General features: G+C 64.4%; 20 protein-coding genes and 1 tRNA gene. 16 read left to right on the forward strand and 5 right to left on the reverse strand.

The genetic code is table 11. The features are described 5' to 3' along the window. Positions 1-269 precede the first annotated feature (269 nt). The 3 genes from QZ408_RS07420 (at position 270) to QZ408_RS07430 (ending at position 2102) form a co-directional block, all read left to right on the forward strand. Positions 270-530 carry an RNA-binding protein gene (locus QZ408_RS07420; RefSeq protein ID WP_292490614.1) on the forward strand — a complete coding sequence of 87 codons (261 nt, stop codon included), beginning with the start codon at positions 270-272 and terminating at the stop codon, positions 528-530. Between the two features lie 381 nt (positions 531-911). Continuing rightward, a complete protein-coding gene (locus QZ408_RS07425; RefSeq protein ID WP_292490726.1) occupies positions 912-1604 on the forward strand; it encodes a class I SAM-dependent methyltransferase in 693 nt (230 codons plus the stop codon). A 243-nt stretch (positions 1605-1847) separates the two neighbouring features. Further along, positions 1848-2102 carry a DUF2795 domain-containing protein gene (locus QZ408_RS07430; RefSeq protein WP_292490615.1) on the forward strand — a complete coding sequence of 85 codons (255 nt, stop codon included), beginning with the start codon at positions 1848-1850 and terminating at the stop codon, positions 2100-2102. A 79-nt stretch (positions 2103-2181) separates the two neighbouring features. On the opposite strand, the gene QZ408_RS07435 is transcribed toward QZ408_RS07430, so the two are convergent. Next, positions 2182-2266: transfer RNA gene (locus QZ408_RS07435), tRNA-Leu, on the reverse strand. A 37-nt stretch (positions 2267-2303) separates the two neighbouring features. Further along, positions 2304-4007: an AMP-binding protein gene (locus tag QZ408_RS07440; protein WP_292490616.1), complete on the reverse strand. Its 1704-nt coding sequence runs from the start codon at positions 4005-4007 to the stop codon at positions 2304-2306. A 128-nt stretch (positions 4008-4135) separates the two neighbouring features. On the opposite strand from QZ408_RS07440, the gene QZ408_RS07445 reads away from it, so the two are divergent. Beyond that, positions 4136-4690, forward strand: a complete 555-nt coding sequence (locus QZ408_RS07445; protein WP_292490617.1) for a TATA-box-binding protein — start codon at positions 4136-4138, stop codon at positions 4688-4690. A gap of 248 nt (positions 4691-4938) precedes the next feature. On the opposite strand, the gene QZ408_RS07450 is transcribed toward QZ408_RS07445, so the two are convergent. The 3 genes from QZ408_RS07450 to QZ408_RS07460 are packed head-to-tail and all read right to left on the reverse strand — an operon-like array spanning position 4939 to position 9145. Continuing rightward, on the reverse strand, positions 4939-7668 hold the full coding sequence (locus QZ408_RS07450; protein WP_292490619.1) for a DEAD/DEAH box helicase: 2730 nt from the start codon (positions 7666-7668) through the stop codon (positions 4939-4941). Next, positions 7616-8368: a metallophosphoesterase gene (locus tag QZ408_RS07455; RefSeq protein WP_292490620.1), complete on the reverse strand. Its 753-nt coding sequence runs from the start codon at positions 8366-8368 to the stop codon at positions 7616-7618. The genes QZ408_RS07450 and QZ408_RS07455 overlap by 53 nt, the downstream gene beginning before the upstream one ends. 6 nt (positions 8369-8374) lie before the next feature. Next, positions 8375-9145, reverse strand: coding sequence for a hypothetical protein (locus QZ408_RS07460; RefSeq protein WP_292490621.1), 771 nt, complete (start codon positions 9143-9145; stop codon positions 8375-8377). 326 nt (positions 9146-9471) lie between these two features. Here QZ408_RS07460 and QZ408_RS07465 point away from each other — a divergent pair, with 326 nt between their 5' ends. From QZ408_RS07465 to QZ408_RS07520, 12 genes are all read left to right on the forward strand, one after another. After that, positions 9472-10440, forward strand: a complete 969-nt coding sequence (locus tag QZ408_RS07465) for a replication factor C small subunit (protein WP_292490623.1) — start codon at positions 9472-9474, stop codon at positions 10438-10440. Between the two features lie 12 nt (positions 10441-10452). Continuing rightward, entirely contained in the window at positions 10453-13632 is a 3180-nt protein-coding gene (locus tag QZ408_RS07470) for an LAGLIDADG family homing endonuclease (RefSeq protein ID WP_292490624.1), read from the forward strand. A 126-nt stretch (positions 13633-13758) separates the two neighbouring features. Continuing rightward, positions 13759-14112 carry a dihydroneopterin aldolase family protein gene (locus tag QZ408_RS07475; RefSeq protein ID WP_292490625.1) on the forward strand — a complete coding sequence of 118 codons (354 nt, stop codon included), beginning with the start codon at positions 13759-13761 and terminating at the stop codon, positions 14110-14112. Beyond that, on the forward strand, positions 14084-14914 hold the full coding sequence (locus tag QZ408_RS07480) for a TatD family hydrolase (RefSeq protein ID WP_292490627.1): 831 nt from the start codon (positions 14084-14086) through the stop codon (positions 14912-14914). Before QZ408_RS07475 ends, QZ408_RS07480 begins: the two co-directional genes overlap by 29 nt. Positions 14915-14958: 44 nt before the next feature. Further along, positions 14959-15252 carry a DUF424 domain-containing protein gene (locus tag QZ408_RS07485; protein WP_292490628.1) on the forward strand — a complete coding sequence of 98 codons (294 nt, stop codon included), beginning with the start codon at positions 14959-14961 and terminating at the stop codon, positions 15250-15252. A gap of 3 nt (positions 15253-15255) precedes the next feature. Beyond that, on the forward strand, positions 15256-16299 hold the full coding sequence (locus QZ408_RS07490; protein WP_292490629.1) for a 60S ribosomal export protein NMD3: 1044 nt from the start codon (positions 15256-15258) through the stop codon (positions 16297-16299). Positions 16300-16308: 9 nt separating this feature from the next. Then, positions 16309-17178, forward strand: coding sequence for an SAM-dependent methyltransferase (locus QZ408_RS07495; RefSeq protein WP_292490630.1), 870 nt, complete (start codon positions 16309-16311; stop codon positions 17176-17178). Next, positions 17175-18305: a bifunctional phosphopantothenoylcysteine decarboxylase/phosphopantothenate--cysteine ligase CoaBC gene (coaBC, locus tag QZ408_RS07500; RefSeq protein ID WP_292490632.1), complete on the forward strand. Its 1131-nt coding sequence runs from the start codon at positions 17175-17177 to the stop codon at positions 18303-18305. The genes QZ408_RS07495 and coaBC overlap by 4 nt, the downstream gene beginning before the upstream one ends. Further along, complete coding sequence (locus tag QZ408_RS07505; RefSeq protein ID WP_292490633.1) at positions 18287-19129, forward strand: pantoate kinase; 843 nt, start codon at positions 18287-18289, stop codon at positions 19127-19129. Before coaBC ends, QZ408_RS07505 begins: the two co-directional genes overlap by 19 nt. Beyond that, a complete protein-coding gene (locus QZ408_RS07510; protein ID WP_292490634.1) occupies positions 19126-19857 on the forward strand; it encodes a 4-phosphopantoate--beta-alanine ligase in 732 nt (243 codons plus the stop codon). The genes QZ408_RS07505 and QZ408_RS07510 overlap by 4 nt, the downstream gene beginning before the upstream one ends. Beyond that, positions 19844-20854 carry an AAA family ATPase gene (locus tag QZ408_RS07515; RefSeq protein WP_292490635.1) on the forward strand — a complete coding sequence of 337 codons (1011 nt, stop codon included), beginning with the start codon at positions 19844-19846 and terminating at the stop codon, positions 20852-20854. The genes QZ408_RS07510 and QZ408_RS07515 overlap by 14 nt, the downstream gene beginning before the upstream one ends. After that, positions 20829-21545 carry a methyltransferase domain-containing protein gene (locus tag QZ408_RS07520; protein ID WP_292490636.1) on the forward strand — a complete coding sequence of 239 codons (717 nt, stop codon included), beginning with the start codon at positions 20829-20831 and terminating at the stop codon, positions 21543-21545. Before QZ408_RS07515 ends, QZ408_RS07520 begins: the two co-directional genes overlap by 26 nt. Positions 21546-21622: the final 77 nt, after the last annotated feature.

Raw genomic sequence — 21622 nt, forward strand, 5'->3', positions numbered from 1 at the left:
CGTCTCACCCGGGATAAACCGGCGCGGTACTGGTGCAACGATTCCCAATCACCGGTACGCTCAAAGGGGGAGGGTACCGATCGGTTTTCGCACCCTTTGGAGGGTCGCACTCCGGGGCACGCCCGGGCACCGTCCCCGCCTTCCGGGGAATGCACACCACCCTCACCACGTGCTTCCTGCACCGGGGGAGTCGGCCCCGGACCGGCGCCCGTGGATTTCTCCGAAGAGTAATTAAGGTTTGAGCGTACATGTGTGAAGAGGATCTTTGAATGGAAAGCAGCAAGCTGTACGTCGGAAACCTCACCTACTCGGTAAATGAAGAGCAGTTGAAAGAATTGTTTGGCCAGTACGGGACGGTAAACGACGTCAGAGTCATCGAGCGCAAAGGGTTCGGGTTCGTTGAGATGTCCAGCCCGGAAGAGGCTGAGAAGGCAAAAGACGCCCTGAATAACACGGTATTCGAAGGCCGCACCTTGAAGATCGATGAGGCCCGGCCCCCGAGACCAAGAAGCGACTTCCGGCGGTACTGAGATCTCCCCCGGAAGAGCAGCACTCCGAATATCCCTTTTTTAAAGAATCGGGGTTCGAGAGAACCTCGTCTCCGGTTGACCGGCGCGCATGCTCCTGGCACGCCTCCGCTGTCACCCCTCCCGGGAGCCGTGCCCCTGAGGCGGCCGGACCGAAGTGGAGCGGATTGCCGGTGGGGAGGCTCCGCGGAGTCCCCTCACCCGGCGGCGGAGCCGGCCCGTGGCTATTCATTATATAGGTGCGGCCGGGTATACCGGGGTTGGTGATGCGCAATCGGGTCCGGCACACCCGGGGCAGAAAACCCCCTGGATGCTCTCCGTGGCGAACACGCTGACTATCCGCTGCGGGCGGTTATAGGGAGAGACGATACCTATAACCACTACATCGATTCCACGCAGAAAGCCCTCTACGCCCGTGTTCTTCCGCTCAGAGAGGATCTTACGGTTCTCGATTTCGGGTGCGGGAACGGCCGGTGGGCATTCTGGTTCGCACCAAGGGTAGCCCGTGTCGTCGGGGTCGATCTCTCGCCTGCAATGGTGAGCGCAGCCCGGCGGCTCGCGTCGGAGCAGGGGGTCCAGAATGTCGGTTTCATCGTTCCCGGTGACGAGGCGCCGTTTCCCGACGACTCCTTCGACCTGGTGAACTGCGTCTGGGTCCTCAAGTACATCCTCACCGATGCCGGGGCAGAAAGAACGATCGCGGAGTTCTGTCGCGTGACAAAACCCGGCGGGTATGTCGCCGTCATCGAACAGGTGAACCGGTCAGGGAGCCTCCTTGTCGAGAGTGAAGGATACTACCAGGGACGGGCGCTCTACCGGACGCCCGGATTTTACATCGAGGCATTCAAGAAGGGGGGGCTGCATCTCCGGCATCATTCCATAACCAACGCATCGCCGCTCTTCTGGGCCTACTCAAGGGTGCAGAGGGCGCTGTACGGGCCGGCCGCGGCCTCGCCCGCACCGGGCCTGCGATGGGTCACAGCAGCAAGTGTCCGCTGCGACCTCCTGGCCGGGCGGGCGATGAAATTTAGGAGCGGTCACCACTTCTTCCTCTTCCGGAAGGAAGGGGAGGCGTGAGGGAGGGCAGGCACCCCATCGCTGACCGGGTTTCAGGCCGCCTTCTCCGGGAGGGTGAGCTTCAACCGGGCATGCCGTCTCCCGGCGCCCTGCACAGGCCGGCTGCTATCCCTGACTGAAATTATTCCTCCAGCGTATCGTCGGTTTTTCAGCCGGAAAACACGGCAACATTTTTATTCACCAGGAGCTATGGGTCAGGCGTGTCCCGCTGTGCGGGGTGCAGTCAAACAGGTGGTGAGAAGCATGGCAGAAGAAAGACCTTCGGTTAAAGGCGGACTGGCATCTGCAGCCCAGGCTGCCTCCGTAGAAAAACTGAGCGCATCCGCGTTCCAGAAGTACCTTGGAGGCATAGACTATCCTGCCGGAAAGCAGGACCTGATCAGTCATGCCCGGAAGCACGATGCGCCTGACGCGGTGATCCAGGTCCTTGAGATGTTCGAGGACAAGACTTACCAGTCTGCGGCAGATGTGAGCAAGGAGTTTGGCAGGGTCAAATAACCGTACCTCTTTTTGAGTATCCCAAAACGCCCTACGATTTTGTTAGCCGGGCAGCATCCACAAAACAGGAAAGAGAAGATGCGAGGAGCCGGATTCGAACCGGCGAACTCCTACGAGACTAGGCCCTGAACCTAGCGCCTTTGACCTGGCTTGGCAACCCTCGCGCCTAATATTGTAGTACCTTCAACAAAATAAAGGTGTTCACTCCCCGCACTTCCGGGAGGGCTTGGAGTTATGGGAGTTGTTGTCCATAAACTGTCTCATCTCCTTCTCGCGGAGTTCATAGCGCTTGATCTTGCCGGAGATCGTCTTCGGGAGCGACTCCACGAACTCGATCGCGCGGGGGTACTTGTAGGGGGCCGTCACCCGTTTGACATACTTCTGGATGTCCTTGACGAGGGACTCCGAGGGGCGGTACCCGGGTTTGAGGATGATGAACGCCTTGACTATCAGGCCCCGGATCACATCCGGCGACCCGACGACCGCCGCCTCCTGGACGGCCGGGTGCTCCATGAGCGCGCTCTCCACCTCGAACGGCCCGATCCGGTAACCGGACGACTTGATGACGTCGTCGTCGCGGCCGATGAACCAGAAGTAACCGTCCTCGTCCATGCATGCCTTGTCGCCGGTGTAGTAGAACCCGTTCTGGAAGACCCTGTGGTTCTCCTCCTCGTTGTTTAAGTAGCCGCGGAAGAGCCCGACCGGACGCGGGTCCAGTTTGATCGCGATGCGCCCTTCCTCCCCTACACCGACGGGGTTCCCGTCGTCGTCGTGGAGCTCGATCTGCCAGCCCGGCGCCGGTTTCCCCATAGAGCCGGGTTTGCACTTCATGCCGGGGAACGTCCCGATGCAGAGCACCGTCTCGGTCTGCCCGTAGCCCTCGTAGATCGTCCGGCCCGTTCCTTCCTTCCACGCCCGGATGACCTCGGGGTTGAGGGGCTCACCGGCGCTACAGCAGTGGCGCATATCGGCGAGGTCGAACTTGTCAAGGTCCGCGAGGATCAGCATCCGGTAGATGGTCGGGGGACAGCAGAAGGTCGTGATCCCGTACCGCTCCAGCAGCGGCAGGATCTCGGTGGCGTGAAACCGGCCGCGGATGTCGTAGACGAAGATGCACGCGCCGACGATCCACTGGCCGTAGAGTTTCCCCCACGCGCTCTTGCCCCACCCGGTATCGGAGATCGTCAGGTGGAGGTCGTTTGGATGCAGGTCATGCCACAGCTGCGCGGTGACGAGGTGTCCCAGAGGGTAGGTGTGGTCGTGGACCACCATCTTGGGCTCACCTGTGGTGCCGGAGGTGAAGAAGAGCAGCAGCGGGTCTGAGGATCTGGTCCGGTGCATGCCGGGGAGGCTCACCAGTTTGTGTGAGCAGGGCGCGGGGTAGTCGAGTTCGACGGGGTAGCTGACCCACCCGTCCCTGGTGCCGTCGATCATGAGCCGGACCGCGAGCGTGGGGCACTCTTCCCGGATCTCCTCGACCTTCTCCGCATACTCGGCCATGGTGATGATCATCCTGATGTCAGCCGCCTGGATGCGGTATTTCAGGTCTTTTGGGGTCAGCATCGTCGTTGCGGGGCAATATACCGCGCCGATCTTGATGAGGGCGATGGTGAAGATCCACCATTCGGGGGCACGGGGCAGCATCAGCATGACCCGATCGCCCTTCTTGATGCCGTATTTTATGCAGATGTTGACGGCCTGGTTGGAGAGGCGCATGAGGTCAAAGAAGGTGTATTTCTTCTCGTTTCCTTTCTGGTCGGTCCAGATCATCGCCAGTTTGTTCCGGTCCTTCTTCGCCCATGCGTCGATCACATCAAAACCGAAGTTATAGTATTCAGGGACATCTATCTTGAAATTCGCGCAGAGGTCTTCGTAGGATGCTACTTTTTGCTCGTCATCTGTCATACCGTGATCAATAAAAGTTTGCGCGTCTATGGTTTAAAGAATTCACGACGCTGATGGGCGCTCCATATTCGGAATGCCCATAAAGATTATCCATTAGTATTATGGTCCGAAAAATGATACTCATATCGATGGATGAGAAGGGATACGAGTCACTGAAAATTGAGAACATCGTTGCTTCCGGGGTGATTGCCGACTCGATCGACCTCGAAAAAGTATCTAATAAAATAAAAAACTGTGAGCTGAATACGAAGAGGTTCCCGGGAGCGGTCTATCGCATCGAGAAACCCAAGATTGCGTCCCTGATATTCTCTTCGGGGAAAGTGGTGCTCACCGGTATCAGGAACAAGGAGGATCTCCATGCTGGCCTCGATATCATCATGCATTCGCTCCGGGATGCCGGCATCGATACTTACGACGAACCGCAGGTCGCGGTCACGAACATCGTCTGTTCGTACGATATGGGCAGGTACATCAATTTAAATAAGGTGGTCATCACCCTCAACCTTGAGAACATCGAGTACGAACCCGAACAGTTTCCGGGGCTTGTCTACCGTATCGAGGACCCGAAGATCGTCGCCCTTCTCTTCAGTTCCGGCAAGATTATCCTGACCGGCGGAAAAAACATCGAGGATATCAAGAAAGGGCTTGACTTCCTGGAGCAGCGGCTCGAAACTATTATGTAAATCCCGTTTTTCCGACTTTTTTCGAGAGGGGTTCACCGGAGGCCTCAAGTTTTTGCAGGGATGCGGTCTGCCTGCTTGGGATGATTTACAGATCCGGGGTTTTCGGGGTGCAAGAAAGCCCCCGGCTCAAGCCGGGGGGAGCATCACCTCCCCTGTCCCCTCCCCCCTGCTTGCGGTAGTCCCCACAGCACTATAACGGGCTTTTAAAACTCTGGTCGTTTCTCCTGTAACTGCGCGCCTGCGACGCCCTACCAGAACCGGTGCGTCTTGACGTAGTTACGCTCGGCCTTCAGGATCTCGCGGTAGAACGCGTCCCCTTCGGCCAGGGTTGCGAGGACCCGGGACGCCGCCTCCGGGCCGACGCCCTTTGCGGCGAGGGCGGTCACTGCCTTCTTCCCACTGGAGAGGACGATGTTTGCATTCCTGAGGAACCGGACCTCGACCGCCCGCTCCTCCTCCGTCTTCTCCTTCTTCCTCATCGCCGGGATGAACTGTTCGTCCCAGGGTTTCAGCGCCGCGATGAGGCGGGCGTTGCAGAGCGGGCACTGCGGCCGGTCGGGGACCCGTTCGACGACGGTCCGACTCTTCCACTTCCGGCAGTGCATGCAGAAGAGGATGACGTCTTCTTTTTCCAGGCGCCGCACGAGCGTCCCGATCACTGCCTGGTCAACGAGCGGCGGCGGGATCATATCCCGCGACGAGGAGAGCCCTTCACTCCCGAGCGGGCTCAACCTTCCCGTGGTGACGGCAATCCGGCCGTCGCGAACCGCGAGGAGGATCTCCTGCGCCGCGTCCACGTCCATGGAGTTGCTGAAAAGCTCCCGGTAGGCCTCAGCCGCGATGACGGTCTCGTCGAAGAGGTCGATGAGCCGGTGGATGCTGAACCGCTCGTAGTCGGCATCCGCATCGATGGCGCCGAACTTCTTTGCCACCTGCACGAGTTTCCATTTAAAGAGCGCCGTCCGCTTCAAGGCGAGTTTCAGGACCCCCGGGAGGTGCGCGGGCTCGAGCGTCGCGAGGGTCTCCTCTACCTCAAGCGAGCGGACGGTCGGCGGCAGGCGCAGGAGGAACCGGTAGGCGCCGACCTCGATCCCGACCGTCGTCCCGTACCGGGCTGAGAGGAGGACCGAGAGCGCCCGGGCCAGCGCCTCGTTCGCCTTGTGACCCCCACAGACGTTGCAGACCACGCCCTCGTCCGTCTCCTCGAGGGTGATGAGGCGGTCCGAGGGGACCGGGTAATGGCCGTCGTCCATCCGGGCGATGAACCGCTCTGCGTACCGGATCGCCGCCGGGATATCGGAGTAGCGGGAGAACGCCCGGGTCCTCCGGAGCGCCCCGACTTCCCGGGCGACGGCGAACGGCACCGGGATCTGCTCGCCTTCCCACGACGGGACCTCCCCTCTTGCCCGGGCGGCCGGCTCGACCGTGATCCGCCCGCCCTCGATCTCGAGCACCTGCCAGAGCTGGCCTTTTGTGATGAAGACCGCGCCGGTGTGCATCCAGCCGAGGACGAACGACTCGTCCAGGGTACCGACCGTGCGGCGCGAGACAATATCGAAGATCTCCATCTTCCGCTCGTCGTGGATCATCGAGAGGTTCTCGATGAGGTAGCGCCGGGCGCGCCCCGTCCGGACGATCCGGGTCCCGTCGAGCCGGATCAGCCGGTGCTCCGCCATCTGGCGGCAGACGGCGTCAAGGAGGGAGCCGCACCCGGCAAAGACACCCGACCGCTCGACTATCTCCCGGACGCGGGAGACCTCGATCTCGCCGTACTCGACCGCGATCGCCGCCACCTGGTTTGCGAGCACGTCGGCGGCGCCGGCGGGCGGGACGATCCGCTCGCACTCGTTTGCCTTCGCCCGGCGTGCAATCACGAGCGACTCAAGAAGGTCATCAAACCCCATGGCGAGGACGGTGCCACGCGAGACGGCGTCGAGCTGGTGGCCGGCCCGGCCGACCCGCTGCACCAGGCGCGAGACCTGCCGGGGAGAACCGAACTGGATGACGTGCTCGATGTGCCCGATATCGATCCCGAGTTCCATCGACGATGTGGCGATGAGTGTCCGGATCTCGCCATTCCTGAACCGCTCTTCGGCCTCGACCCTGACGTCCCGCGAGAGCGAGCCGTGGTGGACCTCGACGTCGCCGCGGGGATAGAGCTCGTGCCCGAGGGCCTCGGCGGTCACCCGGGTGTTGACAAAGACAAGGGTGGATCCCGGAGCGTCGAGGCACTCCCCGACGGCCCGCGTCTGGGCGGCGAAGTCCTCCCCGGCAAACCGGACGCCGATCTCGAGGTGGCTCGCCACCGGCACCTCGACTAGCGAGAACGCCCGGGCCCCGCAGAGGAACCGCCCTATCTCGTCCGGGTTCCCGACGGTCGCCGAGAGGCCGATCCGCTGGAACCCCCTCGTGTAGGCGGCCAGGCGTTCGAGCGCCACCGCGAGCTGGGCTCCCCGCTTGCTGTCGGCGAGTTCGTGGATCTCATCGACGACGACGTACCTGACGTTCTTTAAGTGCTCCCGGAGACGTTTGCCCATGAAGAGCGCCTGCAGGGACTCCGGTGTCGTGATCAGGAGATCCGGGGGATTGAGCGCCTGTTTCCGCCGCTCGTTCTGCGGTGTATCCCCGTGCCGGACACCGGCCGAGAGTCCGAGCTCCCGGCACCACCACTCCATCCGCGCGAGGATGTCCCGGTTCAGGGACCGGAGAGGAGTGATGTAGATTGCCTTAAACCCCGGGCCGGGAGTCGCGCAAAGCCGGTCAAAGACCGGGAGCATCGCGCTCTCGGTCTTCCCCGTGCCGGTCGGGGCCACCAGGACCAGGTTTTTGCCCTGGAGGAGGAGCGGGATGGCCTGCTCCTGCGCCTCGGAGAGCGTGGTAAACCCGCGCTTCCGGACGACCTCGCGGACCGCGGGGCTAAGGAGTTCACCTGCCGTCTGCGGGATAGAGCGTGGCCGGGGAGCCGACGTACGTGCCATCTGCTAAGAACACCTCCGCGGTCTTTTTGTCTATGCAACGGGAGAGGGGGCCAAGCCCGCTCTCCGGGAGCCGCCCGACGTCGATGCCTCCCGCAAACTCGTTGAAGGCAGGGACGAAGAGGAGCCGGGTGCGGCTCCCGGGGGGCGTCTCCGCCTCGCACCCCCCCTCAAGCCCCGAGTAGAGGTAGGCCGGCCGGGCGCGTGCGGCGCACCCGACGGCATCCACGAGCGAGACGACCGGGTGGTGGTGGCCGAGGACGACGAGGCGGCCGAAGAGTCCGGGATCGGGGCGGGTGTGCCCGTGGAGGTAGCCGACACCGTCGATGACCGCGCCGCCGGGGGGCAGGAGTTCGCCGGGTTCGAGGAACCGCCCGATGCCGCCGTCGTGGTTTCCCGGGGCGACGGCGAGCGGCACCCTGTCCCGGAACACCTCAAGGATGCCGGGGAGTTCCCGGTACTCCTGCCTGCTCGTCACCGGGACGTTGTGCTTGACGTCGCCGAGGAGGAGGAGGAGGTCGGGCTCCGTCTCCTCGATGCAGGCGACGACCCGGGCGGTCCGGGCGGCGCTCCGGCTCGTTATGTGGACGCCGTGGCGCTCAAGGCCCGACTCGATCCCCATGTGCAGGTCGGCGACGACGAGCACGCGCCGGTCCTGCTCGACCAGGAGGGCAGGGCCGCTCTCGATAAAGTGCAGGTGCATACCGTGTTATATCAGTTTTATCATGCCCGATGCAGGCTGGTAACATTCACCTGCAGCAAGGAGTTCCTCGAGTGCTCTTCGTGCCTCCCGCGCGGAGAGGCCGGCCCGCACCCCGGCAGCGACGGCGTCCTCGACCGCGATGCCCCGGGCACCGCCCTCTTCTTCGAGCGTGGCAAGGAGGAGGTCGCGCCCGGCGACCGGCCCGATATCGCCGAAAATGATCTCCGGGCGGACGCTTGCAAGCGCCGTACGCACCATCCCGGCCATATCCCGGATCTCTTCCCCTGTCGTCCCGTAGAGCCTGAGGGCGGTTGCGGCCCGCTCGTCGCCGCCGCCCAAAAGAACCTCCTCGAGCGCTATAAGGCGGTCGAGCGTCGCGCCGGCGGTCTTCTGCACCCAGAGGTCGCGGACGGTGCGGTTGACCACACAGAGCGCCTCGGCGTCTACCGTTGCGTACGCCCGCGGCCCGGAACCGATGAGTGTTGCCCGGCCGGTGACGGCAACGAACGCCGGCGGTTCGATATGCCTGAGCGTCTCACCCGCGTCCGGGTTCTGCCAATCCGTCGAGACCCTGAACGTGCCGGTGGGGTCGGCGACCCGGGCCTGCACGATGTCGCCGCTCCCCCTGCGCTCGGTGAGGGCACCGACGATGAAGAGACGGCGGCACCAGGCGCCAGTGGGCGTCACCACGTACGAACCGTTCCGGCCGTCTCCGGAGTCCGCCGTATACCGCGCGGCGGCGAAGTCCCGCGCAAATACCCGTTCTGCAGGTTCCATGTCAGTCGTCTGTCCCTGGGTGCGTCAAGCTGCCTTCATGCGGGGTTCTGGTGCGTGAGGCGGAGCGTCGATCACCCCGCGGTCTTTGCGATCGTTGCGGCAACGTGCGGCCGCTCGCGTTGCCGCAGAGGGGCACGCCCGGATTGCGTGGGCGTATCAGGCGCCCCGGATCACCGGGGGTCTTCCGGGCGGGGCCGGTTTCCACGCGAACTCCAGGTGTTTCCGCAGTATCTGTACCTTATCCATTCTCTTCCAACCCTCTAAAAAGGATCATCGAAGCGATGTCGATGCTTTTACGATGCGCGAGCACCAATACTCCCATGCAAATGGACGGTAACCACACCATCTGGATAGAGAAGTATCGGCCCCGGATACTTGACGAGATGGTCGGGCAGAAGGAGATCGTGGTGCGCCTCCAATCCTACGTGAAGACCGGCAACCTGCCGCACCTCCTCTTCACCGGCAGCGCCGGGATCGGGAAGACGACCGCCGCCGTGGCGCTCGCGCGGGAGTTCTTCGGTGAATCGTGGCAGACGAACTTCCGGGAGATGAATGCATCCGACGAGCGCGGCATCGACGTCGTCAGGAACCAGATCAAGCAGTTCGCCCGGACGTCGCCGCTTGCCGGCGCGCAGTTCAAGATCCTCTTCCTCGATGAGGCGGACGCGCTCACCACGGACGCGCAGGCCGCCCTCCGGAGGACGATGGAGACCTACGCCCGCACCTGCCGATTCATCCTCTCATGCAACTACTCTTCAAAGATCATCGACCCCATCCAGAGCCGGTGCGCCATCTACCGGTTCAGGCCGCTTGACCGGGAGGCGGTCATCGAGGAGATCACGAGGATCGCCGCAATCGAGGGGCTCACTGTCACGGAAGGAGCGCTCGACGCCATCGTCTACGTCGCCTCCGGGGATATGAGGAAGGCCATCAACGCCCTGCAGGGTGCCGCCATCCTCCGCCCCGCGATCGACGAAGGGTTGATCTACGAGATCACCGCGACCGCCCGCCCCGCGGAGATCGACGAACTCCTCGACCTCGCGCTGGCAGGGAAATTCGATGAGGCCGAGCAGGCTCTCTCCGACCTGACCCGCGGCCGGGGCATCGCCCCGAACGAACTGATCAACCAGTGCTACCGGGCGCTTGTCCGGCGCGATATCGACCGAGCACTCAAAGTGAGACTGATCGACGCCCTTGGCGAGACGGACTTCCGCCTCTCGGAAGGGGCAAGCAGCGACATCCAGATGGAGGCGCTGCTCGCCCGGTTCGTCCTCGCCGCAGGGGAGCACCGGTGAGGGGCTCCGGCCGTGCCCGAAGAGGTAACCGTCGAGGTCACCGACGTCGTCGGTGAGTGGACGAAGATCTTAAAGAAGCAGTTCAAGCGGGAGCTCGCCGAGCTCTCCCGTGAGTACCCGCATAAGCGGTCGCTTTACATCGATTTTCGGAAGATCTTAAACAACAGGCTCGCGTTCGAGCTCCTGCGGAGCCCGGGGAAGGTTCTCGGCGACATCCGGGATGCGATCGTCCAGAACAAACTCCTCAAACTCAAAGATGGTCAGGACCCGGAACTGATCAACATCCGGTTCACGAACCTGCCGCAGAAGACCGATGTCAGGGATATCCGGGCCGACCAGATCAACACCTTCGTCGCCATCGAGGGGATCCTCAGAAAGACGACCGAGGTGCGCCCCCGGATCGTCAGTGCGGTCTTCCGGTGCCGTTCCTGCAATAAGAACACCGATCCGGTCCCCCAGGGCTACGGGCGGTTCGATGAGCCCGACTTCTGCCCGAACTGTGAGAGGAAGACCCGCCTTGATCTGGTCATGAACCGGTGCCGGTTCGTCGATACCCAGAAACTCCGGATCCAGGAGTCGCCGGAAGGTCTCCGGGGCGGGGAGCAGCCCCAGACGCTCGATGTCGACGCCACCGACGACCTCACCGGCCAGGTCGCACCGGGTGACCGGGTGGTGGTGAACGGTATCCTGCGGTCGGTGCAGAGGGTCAACTACGGTCAGAAGAGCACGCTCTTTGACATCTACCTTGAGTGCAACTCCATCGAGATCGCCGAGAAGGAGTTCGAGGAGGTCTCGATCACCGAGGAGGACGAGGCGAAGATCAAAGCGCTCGCCCGCGATCCCCTGATCTACAAAAAGATCGCCCGGTCGATCGCGCCGACGATCTACGGGACCGACGACGTGAAGGAGGCGATCGCGCTCCAGCTCTTCGGCGGCATCGCGAAGGAGATGCCGGACGGCTCCCGTCTCCGCGGCGACATCCATGTCCTCCTGGTCGGGGACCCGGGTATAGCAAAGAGTCAGATCCTCCGCTACGTCGTGAAGCTCTCGCCCCGCGGGATCTACACGAGCGGCAAGTCGTCGACCTCCGCCGGGCTGACGGCAACGGCCGTCAAAGATGAGTTCGGTGACGGCCGCTGGACGCTCGAGGCCGGTGCCCTGGTCCTTGCCGATATGGGGATCGCCGCCGTCGACGAGATGGACAAGATGGCGAAGGAGGATAGGAGCGCGCTCCACGAGGCGATGGAGCAGCAGTGCTACGACGACGAGACTGAGGTCCTCACCGAGGCCGGGTGGAAGTTATTCCAGGACGTAACCACAGATGACCGTGTTGCGACGCTCTCCCCCGACGGGAGGCTCGAGTACGCAGCCCCGTCTAATCTCGTGGCGTCGGAATACGACGGGGAGCTGTACTACGTCAAATCACGGCAGGTAGACCTCGCGGTCACGCCGAACCACCGGATGTACGTCAACCTGAACCGGCGTGCCGACGAGTGGGAGGGGTTCGGGTTCATCCGCATGGACGAGATCCCCATCCACAAGAGGATGCGGTTCAAGAAGAACGCCGTCTGGGAGGGCGAGCCGCAGGATACGTATGAGATCCCGCCCGCCGTCAAGTTCGCGAACCAGAACTCCGCGGGGAGGCTTACCGACCCCATCCTTGTCGGGATGGACGACTGGCTTGAGTTCCTGGGCTACTTCCTCTCCGAAGGCTCAGTCCAGTGGCACTATCAGACAGGGGTCCCTTACCGCGTGGTCATATCGCAGAGGATGTCTGAATCGGCCGAGAAGATCAGGCGGTGTCTTGAGCGGCTGCCGTTCCGGTTCTCCTACGACGGGATAAATTTCGCGATCAACGCAAAGCAGCTCGCAGAGCACCTTGCACCGTTCGGCAAATGCCACGAGAAATACGTCCCCGATTACGCGAAAAGCCTCCCCCCGGAGCAGATCGAGGTGCTCCTCGACGCGCTCATGCTCGGGGACGGCTACGTCAACAAGACGACCGGGGTCTCGGTATACACCACTTCCTCAAAGAGGCTCGCCGACGACGTCACCGAGCTCCTGCTGAAGAAGGGGTGGTCCGGGAACGTCCATCTCATGCGGGAAGCTGGGACACCTACATCCAACCCGCAGGGCGGGACATCGGCCGCGACCCACGACATCTACCAGGTGACCATCATCCGCGACGGCCAGAACGAGCCGAACGTAAACACAAACGGACAGCGGCATATCGAGACGCGGCCCTATTCGGGTATGATCTACTGCCTTGAAGTCCCGAACCACACGCTCTACGTCCGGCGCAACGGCATCCCAATCTGGTGCGGCAACTCGATCTCGGTCGCAAAAGCCGGCATCACCGCGACCCTGAAGTCCCGGTGCGCCCTCCTTGGAGCGGCGAACCCAAAACTCGGGCGGTTCGACCAGTTCGTCCCGATCGGCGAGCAGATCGACATGCCCCCCTCGCTCCTCTCCCGGTTCGATCTCATCTTCGTGATGACCGATCAACCGGAGGCCCAGCGCGACGGGGCGATCGCGCAGCACATCATCAAGACCCACAGCGTCGGCGAGCTGCTCAAGCAGCACGCATACGCGCCGCTGCCGGACGTCAACGACGAGTACATCCAGCGTGCGCTTGCGCCCGTCACCCCCGATATCGACCCAACGCTGCTCCGGAAGTACATCGCCTACGCCAAACGGACCTGCTTCCCCATCCTCTCCGACGGGGCAAAGGAGGCGCTGATCGCCTACTACATGCGCCTGCGAAATCTCGCGAGCGGGAACAAGCCCGTCCCGGTCACCGCCCGGCAGCTCGAGGCGCAGGTCCGGCTTGCGGAGGCGAGCGCCCGGATGCGCCTCTCAAACACCGTCGACACCGAGGACACCGACCGGATCTTGAAGATCGTCGACGCCTGTCTCCGGCAGGTCGCCTACGATGCCGAGACGGGAAGCTTCGATATCGACAAGCTCGTGACCGGGGTCACGAAGTCGCAGCGCGACATCATCCGGTCGGTCAAGGAGACGATCCGGAACGTCTCCGGCGACTCCGGCGGCCAGGCAAGGGTCGACGAGGTCATCGACATCCTGGTGCAGCAGGGTTTCTCCCGCGACAAGGTTGAGCACACCATCGACCAGCTGAAACGGGGCGGCGAGGTGCTCGAACCCCGGCACGGGCTCGTGAAGCTGATCGGGTAGGGGGCCTGCCCTTCACAACCAACCCGGGAACCGGTTTCCACCAGGATCGCCGGCGTAACAAGAAATCCTCTCATACGCCCTCTCCTGTGCGCACCTTCTTACTCCCATACCCCAAACCTAACTACCATGTTCACCGACCGCGAGAAGGCGGCGTTTGAAGCCGGGATCAAGCTCGGCGCCCTCTACCACCAGTTCGTCGGGACGCCCATCGCCCGCGAGACTGCCGCGACCGTTGAAGCAGCCATCGAGCAGGCCGTCGGACTGCAGCCCTACGTGACGGATATCCGCGTCCGGCTGAACCGCGATATGATGGTTTCAAACCGGTTCGGCTACTCGGAACTTGCCGGGAAGATGTTTGATGCCGAGATCACGACCAAGGTCGGGACAACCGTCTGCCGGGCCAGGCTGCGCCTCGAGGACGACTACCCCATGATGGAGATCATCGAGATCCATGAAACCACCCGCGATACCGATCACTGACGACCATATCCATATCGACCCGGCAAACGGCCGGGGGATCGAGGCCGCGAAGGACTTCCGGCGCAGCGGTGGGACGCACATCTTCCTCGTCGCAAAGCCCTCCTGGTCGCTTGGCATCACGCCCTCTTCAGGCGACGACTACCGGGCGGTCTTCGACGCGACGCTCCGGGTGGCCGCCATGGTCCGGGAGACCGGGCTCGTCGTCTACCCGGTCCTCGGCGTCCACCCGGCGGAGATGAGCCGCCTCGCGGAACGGATGAGCCTTGAAGAGGCCGCCGCCGTGATGATGGCAGGGCTCGACCTTGCCGCCCGCTACGTCGAGGAAGGAGAGGCTGTTGCCCTCAAAAGCGGGCGGCCCCACTACGAGGTGGCGCCGGAGGTGCTTAGCGCCTCAAACGCGGTCCTCTATCACGCGCTCGAACTCGGGGCCGCGTGCAACTGCGCCGTCCAACTCCACGCCGAGAGCGGGCCCTGCGCTGATGTCGTGGAGATGGCCGGCAGGGCAGGAGTCCCGCTCGAGCGTGTCGTCAAACACTTCGCAACCCCCGATACTCCTCTTATGCCCTCCCTCATCGCGCGGCACGAGGAGATCCCGGCGCTCGCCCGGGCCGGGCGGCGGTTCACCATGGAGAGCGACTACATGGACGAGAACGCAAGGCCCGGCGCGGTGATCGGGCCGAAGTCGGTCCCGCGGTTCACGCACCGGTACCTGAAAGAGGGGCTGATCACCGAAGAGGATGCCTGGCGCATCCACGCCGCGACCCCGTCACGCACCTACGGCGTGGATATCGTCCTTCCTTAGGGAACAGCGCACCTTTTTGACGACTCCCGTCCAAGATATCTGAGATGTACTTAAAAGTGCACCACGTACCGGGCGCCGGTGAGGTGGTGGCTGCCTGCGACTCCGAGCTCCTGAATGTCACCCTGATGCACGGAGACGTGGAGGTCTGCATCACCGGAGGATTTTACGGCACAGAGCGTGCCGCCGAGGAAGAGGTCGGGCGTGCTCTTTTGGGCGCGACGAACGTCAACATTATAGGGAAGCGTGTCGTAGCCCTCGCCGTCGCCATGGGGCTCATCAGGGAGGAGGACTGCATCATGATCGGCGACGTACCCCATGCCCAGATCTTCGGGGTATAATCCATGACCATCCAGACGAGCATCTGCCCCCGTTGCGGGCAGCCGACCGAGGAAGGGCTCTGCCCGCAGTGCCGGGCCGCGGATACCCGGCTGCTTGCCTGCGAGCCCCGCGTGATCGCGATCTACTGCCCGGTCTGCGACTCGCAGAAACGCGGCAAGACCTGGTCAGACCTCAAGATGACGCGTGAGGACCTCATCACCGAACTGGCTGTATCGGCGACGAGCATCCATGAAGACGCGAAAGACCTCCGGGTCGCCGTCCGGTCGGCAGAGACCGGGCCGAACAGGACGACCTGCACTGTCGACGTGGAGGGGACCCTCTACTCGGTCCCGGTCCACGAAACCTGCGAGGTCGAGATCCTCTGGCAGAAGGAGGCCTGCGACCGGTGCAGCCGCATATCCGGGGGCTACTACGAGGGGATCGTCCAGGTCCGGGCGACGGACAGGAAGATCAACGGCTACGAGCGCGAGGTCGCGGCAAGCATCGCCGAGCAGGCCGAAGAGTCCCTCCAGCAGGCGGGGGACCGCCTCTCGTTCATATCGGATCTCAAAGACTCTAAAGACGGCGTCGATATCACCGTCGGATCCCAGCACCTCGGCCAGGAGATCGCCCGGATGATCACGGGGGCGCTCGGCGGGCGGTATACGACCCATCCGAAACTGGTCGGCGAGAAAGACGGTAAAGCCCTCTACCGCGTCACCTACTCCATCCGCCTTCCTTTTTACCAGAAGGGGGACGTGGTGGTATCCCGCGGCGGCTACTTTGAGGTCCGCGATATCGACGGGCGGCGGCTCCGGGTCTTTGATCTCGCAACCGGCGCGGCCCGGACCCTCGCCGAAGGGGAGATCGAGCGCCGCGTAGGAAACGTCCGCGAGGCCGAGTCCGCGCTCGTCGTCTTCACACAGCCAAACATCCTGGGGCTGATGGACCCGAAGACCTACCAGACCCGGGAACTCGATGCTGTCCCCTGGACGTTCCCGGTCGAGGGGCAGCCGATCCGGGTGCTCCGCGACGACGAGCAGGACCGCCTGGTCATCGTCGGGTGAGGGGCCGCCATGCGTGCGCGGAAGGTGCCGGCGGCCGTTCTCGCCGATATCGCGGGTGCAGAGTGGGTGGACCCCGCCCGCCGGCCCTACGTCCGGGACGGCACCGCCTGGGTCCCGGTCCGGGAAGGGTATCCGGCCGACGCGGACCTTCCCGAGCGCGAGGCCTACCGGGGGCGCGGCTATCACCTCGTCGGGGATGTCGCGGTCCTCCACGGCGACGCGCCGTCGGAGGAGGAGCTCGCCGCGATCGTGGAGCACTGCCGCCCCCGGGGCGTCCTCCGGGTGAAGGGGTTCTCGGGCGCAACGCGCATCCCGGACGTGGAGGTCCTCTACGGGACCACGGGCGAGGTGCGCCACCGCGAGCAGGGCTACACGTTTATCCTCGACCCGGGCCGGGTGATGTTTGCGCAAGGGAACCGCAACGAGAAGGCGAGAGTCGCCGCGCTCGTCCGGCCCGGCGAGCGGGTTGCCGACATGTTCGCCGGGATCGGCTACTTCTCCATACCGGCGGCCGCAAGCGGCGCGCGGGTCCACGCGATGGAGATCAATCCGACAGCCTTTGAATACCTGGAACGCAATATTATGGCAAACCACGTCGCGGACCGGGTCACGGCAGAGGCCGGAGATTGCAGGACGCTCCTCTCCGGGGTCTACGACCGTGTCCTGATGGGGCACTTCGACGCCCCGTCGATGCTCGCCGACGCCCTCGCCCACACTCGTAGCGGGAGCGTGCTCCACGTCCACAGCATCGGGGACGCTACAGCCGCGATCCGCGATGCGGCGGCGGAGGCGGGCTTTGCGGCGGCGGTGATCTCCCGCCGGGTGAAGAAGTACGGCCCGCACGCGTGGCATATGGTGCAGGATGTGACGGTATCGTGAAGACGCTTTCGGGAAAGACGGTGGTTCTCGCCGTGACGGGGAGTATCGCGGCTGTGGAGACGGTGAAACTCGCCCACGCCCTGCGCCGCCGGGGTGCAGAGGTGCAGGCGGTCATGACGGCGGCAGCAGCCGGGATCGTCCACCCCGATGCCCTGACCTACGCGACCGGGCGGCTGGCGATAACCCGGATCACCGGTCTCGTGGAGCACGTCCTCTACTGCGGGGAGGGCGGGGCGGCCGACCTCCTCCTCGTCGCTCCCTGCACGGCAAACACCATCGGGAAGATGGCCTCGGGTATCGACGACACCCCGGTCACGACCTTCGTGACGACTGCGCTCGGCCGGGGGATGCCGGTGGTGATCGCCCCGGCGATGCACGAGAGCATGTACCGCCACCCGGCCGTTGCAGAGAACTTACGAAGGCTCCGCTCCTGGGGCATCGACGTCGTCGACCCGAAGGTCGAGGAGGGGAAGGCGAAGGTCGCGGATATCGATACGGTCGTCCTCCACGCTATGCGTGCAGTCTCCGGCCGACCGCTTTCGGGAAAACGGGTCCTCATCACGAGCGGGGCGTGCGCGGAACCCCTCGACGACGTCCGGGTCCTCACCACCCGGTCGACCGGGCAGATGGGGCGGGCGCTCGCGCTCGAGGCCTTCCGGCTCGGCGCCGACGTGACGGTGGTCCACGCGGGATCGTTTCCCTGCGTCCGAAATGTCCACGCAACGACCGCCGCGGAGATGCACCAGGCAGTCCTCCGGGTCTGCCGCGACGACGGGGTCGATATCTACGTCAGCGCGGCGGCTGTATCCGACTTCGCTCCTGAGCGCCGGGAGGGGAAGATCCCGAGCGGCTCACCGCTGACGGTCCGGCTCAACCCCCTCCCGAAGATCATCGACGAGGTGATGGCGGCCTTCCACCCCGTGACGGTGGCGTTCAAACTGGGCTGGCACGAGGAGGAGCGGGCGAGGGCGATGCTTGAGGCGGGCGCGAAGATGGTCGTCGTGAACACTCCCGTGGCGATGGGGGCGGCGGAGGGGTCGTTTCGGATCATGACCGCCGGCGGGGTTACCGAAGTGACGGGGAGCAAAGAGGAGGTCGCGGCGGCGGTATGGTCAGGACTGCTGTAGCCTTCTCTCCCGGGCACATATCCGGCTACTTCAAGCGGGTCGAGGGGCCCGACCCCCGGACCACCGGGAGCGTCGGGGCCGGCGTGGTCATCGACGAGGGGGTGCGCTCGACGGTCATTCCGGCCGCGGGAACAAGCGTCCGGGTGATCCGGCAGGGCCGCGTGAGCGCCGGGTCGCCGCCGGTCGAGTACGCCCTCGACCGGCTGGGGGTCACGGCCCGCGTCACCACGGAGTGCCGGCTCCCCATCGGCGCCGGGTTCGGCCTCTCGGCGGCCGCACTCCTCTCGACGCTCACGGGTGCAAACCACCTCTTCGACCTCGGCCTCTCCGCGGATGAGGTGGCCTCCCGGGCCCACGAGGCCGAGGTCGTTCACCGCACCGGCCTCGGGGATGTCGCCGCGAGCCAGGCAGGGGGTGTCGTCTGCAGGATGGGTCCCGGGATCCACGCGGAGATCATCCGCTTCTACCCGGAAGAGCCTCTCTATGCCGTGAGCCTCGGCCCGCTTCCGACCGCCTCGGTCCTCTCGTCCCCGGAAGCAATGGCGCGGATAGCCGCTGCGTATCCGGACCGCTGCCCCCGGGACCTCGCTGACTTCTGCCTGCTCTCAAGGCAGTTTGCCGAGAAAAGCGGGCTCATCGCGCCGGAGGTGCAGCGGGTGCTTCGCGCCTGCGACGCCGCGAATGTCCCGGCGAGCATGACGATGCTCGGAAACGGCGTCTTTGCCGCAGGCGATTCCGCACAGCGGGTGCTCTCGGGGTTCGGAGAGGTCTACCGTCTCCGGGCCGCACGCCGCGGTGCATACCTGATCGAGATGAAACCATGATACCAAAAGACCATCCACGGTACCGCTCCCTCATCGCCCGTGAGCGGCTGGCCCGGTGCGCCCGCGAAGGCGTCGTCGCCCTCGAGGGGCTTGCCGCGCACGGGCGCGGGGAGGCGTTTGACTACCTGATCGGCGAGCGGACGAGCGAGAGCGCGGCTCTCGCCGCCCGGACGGCCGCCGCCATGCTTCTCTCTGCCCGCCACCCGGTGATATCGGTGAACGGCAACACGGCGGCGCTTGCGGCGGAGGAGATCGCGGCCCTCCAGCGGGCGAGCGGCGCAGACGTCGAGGTGAACCTCTTCCACCGGACGGAGGAGCGGATAAGGCTGATCACCCGGCTCCTTGAGGAGCACGGCGTCCGGGTCCTCTCCGGGACCGCGGAACGGCTCGTTCCGCTCGCCCACGACCGCGGCCTCTGCCTCCGGGAGGGGATCGGGGACGCCGACGTGGTCCTCGTCCCGCTTGAAGACGGGGATCGCTGCGCGGCGCTCCGGGCGATGGGGAAGGCGGTCGTCACCGTCGACTTAAACCCGCTCTCCCGGACCGCCCGCACGGCGACCCTGACGATCGTCGACGAACTGACGCGCGCGCTCCCCGCCATCACCGCGGCGTGCGCCTCCCTTGAGCCCGGCGAGGGCGAGCGCCTGGTCGCCGCCCTTGACAATACCTATCTTCTTCGGGCGGCCATAGATGAGATGAGAGAGAGATTGAGCCATGCTCTGGAGTGAGGTCTACCGCCCGAAGGGGTGCGGGGATATCATCGGGCAGGACGCGATCGTCCGCTATCTCGTCTCGTTTGCGGACGCCCGGAGCGTGCCCCATATGCTCATCTCAGGTCCGCACGGCACCGGGAAGACCGTGGCCGTCGAGTGCCTGGCAAAACGGCTCTACGGTGAGAACTGGAAGGCGAACACCACCATCCTCAGCGCCGCCGATCTCCTCGGGCGGGGGAGGAGCGCCCTTGAGACGGACGAACGCTTTGCCCAGATCTACCGAAAGGACCAGAGCCTGATCGCCAACTTCAAGTACATCGTGAAGTGGTACGCCTCGATGCGCCCGCTCGACGCCGACTTCAAACTGATGGTCTTTGAAGATGCTGAAGACATGACGTTTGAGGCGCAGCAGGCCCTGCGCCGCACCATGGAGCGCTACAGCACCACCTGCCGGTTCGTCTTCATCACCATCCGGCCGTCGGCGATCATCCCCGCGATCGCATCGCGCTGCCTGCCGCTCTTCTTCGCCCCGCTTGAGAGCGCGCTCGTCCGCGCCCGCCTTGTGGAGATCCTCGCCGCGGAGGAGGCCACATGCCCGGCCGACGACCTCGACCTGATCGTCCACGCCGCACAGGGCGACCTGCGGCGGGCGATCCTGTACCTCCAGATCGTCGCCGGGGCGGGGAAAGGCCTCGACCTCGCGGAGGTGACGCGCTCCGAGACCTCAAATGTGGCAGCATCCGCGTTCGACGCCATACGGGCCGGCAACTTTGGCGCCGCACGCAGCATCGTCGAGTCGCTGATGATCGAGTATGGGCTCTCGGCGCGGGAGGTCGTCCACGAACTCCGGCAGGTGGTCAGGCGCGAGTACAACCACCCCGCCCTCGCCATCGCGCTCGCCGATGCGGATTGTCGGCTCTGCCACAACGCAAACGATTTTGTGCAGATCAACGCACTTCTTGCCCGGATCGCCCGGGAGGTGTTCAGTGAAGAAAGTACAGCAGCACTATGACGAGATCGCCGATATCTACGACGACCGCTACGACGGCAACCGCGGGAGGTACTACCATGGGCATATCTCCGACCACGTGATGAGCGTTCTTCCCAGGGGTGGGTTCCTCCTCGATATCGGGTGCGGGACCGGGCTCTTTGTGGAGCGCTACATCGAGGAGGGGGGCCGGGCGGTCGGCCTTGATATCAGCCCGGGGATGGTCCGGCACGGGCGGCAGCGCTGCCCGGAGAGCGGGTTCTTCGTCGGGACCGCTGAGGTCCTCCCGTTCCGGGACGCCGCCTTCGACGCCCTTGCAAGCCTGCTCGCCTTCAGTTACGTCCCCGACCCGGAGGCGATGCTCCGGGAGTGCTACCGGGTCTTAAAGCCCGGCGGCCGGATCGCCGTCTGCACCCTCTCGCGGACGGTCTTCACGAGCCTTGTCCCCGTCATCTACCAGGTAGGGGAGAAGGTCGGCCTGAAGAAGGTGGGTGTCGGGGATTTCGGCGAGCACTACTACACCAACGGCGAGATTGCCGGGCTCTTCCGGGAGGCGGGGTTCGAGGGCGTCTCGGTCAGCCGGTGCTCGTTTGCACACTTAAACCTCGCGGATCCGGTGTTCGCACTCGCCCGGAAGGTGGAGCCTTTCGTCGAGGAGAACCTCCCCTACCTGGCTTATAACGTCTGTGCGGGCGGGAAAAAACCGGAGGGTTAGGTCACGTCTGTGAGGGGGACACACGGGCTGTCCCTCTGACCTCAACCAGGAGACGTAGAGCGGTTGCGCCCCGCCCT

The organism is Methanoculleus sp. 10 (assembly GCF_913757945.1).
Lineage (GTDB): Archaea > Halobacteriota > Methanomicrobia > Methanomicrobiales > Methanoculleaceae > Methanoculleus.

Excerpts from the sequence above, each read along its gene's own strand:
- QZ408_RS07465 (WP_292490623.1), top strand. The coding sequence starts at position 9,472 with ATGGACGGTAACCACACCATCTGGATAGAGAAGTATCGGCCCCGGATA.
- QZ408_RS07475 (WP_292490625.1), top strand. The coding sequence starts at position 13,759 with ATGTTCACCGACCGCGAGAAGGCGGCGTTTGAAGCCGGGATCAAGCTC.
- QZ408_RS07485 (WP_292490628.1), top strand. The coding sequence starts at position 14,959 with ATGTACTTAAAAGTGCACCACGTACCGGGCGCCGGTGAGGTGGTGGCT.
- QZ408_RS07455 (WP_292490620.1), bottom strand. The coding sequence starts at position 8,368 with ATGCACCTGCACTTTATCGAGAGCGGCCCTGCCCTCCTGGTCGAGCAG.
- QZ408_RS07510 (WP_292490634.1), top strand. The coding sequence starts at position 19,126 with ATGATACCAAAAGACCATCCACGGTACCGCTCCCTCATCGCCCGTGAG.
- QZ408_RS07450 (WP_292490619.1), bottom strand. The coding sequence starts at position 7,668 with ATGGCACGTACGTCGGCTCCCCGGCCACGCTCTATCCCGCAGACGGCA.
- QZ408_RS07495 (WP_292490630.1), top strand. The coding sequence starts at position 16,309 with ATGCGTGCGCGGAAGGTGCCGGCGGCCGTTCTCGCCGATATCGCGGGT.
- QZ408_RS07420 (WP_292490614.1), top strand. The coding sequence starts at position 270 with ATGGAAAGCAGCAAGCTGTACGTCGGAAACCTCACCTACTCGGTAAAT.
- QZ408_RS07430 (WP_292490615.1), top strand. The coding sequence starts at position 1,848 with ATGGCAGAAGAAAGACCTTCGGTTAAAGGCGGACTGGCATCTGCAGCC.
- QZ408_RS07515 (WP_292490635.1), top strand. The coding sequence starts at position 19,844 with ATGCTCTGGAGTGAGGTCTACCGCCCGAAGGGGTGCGGGGATATCATC.
- QZ408_RS07480 (WP_292490627.1), top strand. The coding sequence starts at position 14,084 with ATGAAACCACCCGCGATACCGATCACTGACGACCATATCCATATCGAC.
- QZ408_RS07460 (WP_292490621.1), bottom strand. The coding sequence starts at position 9,145 with ATGGAACCTGCAGAACGGGTATTTGCGCGGGACTTCGCCGCCGCGCGG.
- QZ408_RS07490 (WP_292490629.1), top strand. The coding sequence starts at position 15,256 with ATGACCATCCAGACGAGCATCTGCCCCCGTTGCGGGCAGCCGACCGAG.
- QZ408_RS07505 (WP_292490633.1), top strand. The coding sequence starts at position 18,287 with ATGGTCAGGACTGCTGTAGCCTTCTCTCCCGGGCACATATCCGGCTAC.
- QZ408_RS07445 (WP_292490617.1), top strand. The coding sequence starts at position 4,136 with ATGGATGAGAAGGGATACGAGTCACTGAAAATTGAGAACATCGTTGCT.
- QZ408_RS07440 (WP_292490616.1), bottom strand. The coding sequence starts at position 4,007 with ATGACAGATGACGAGCAAAAAGTAGCATCCTACGAAGACCTCTGCGCG.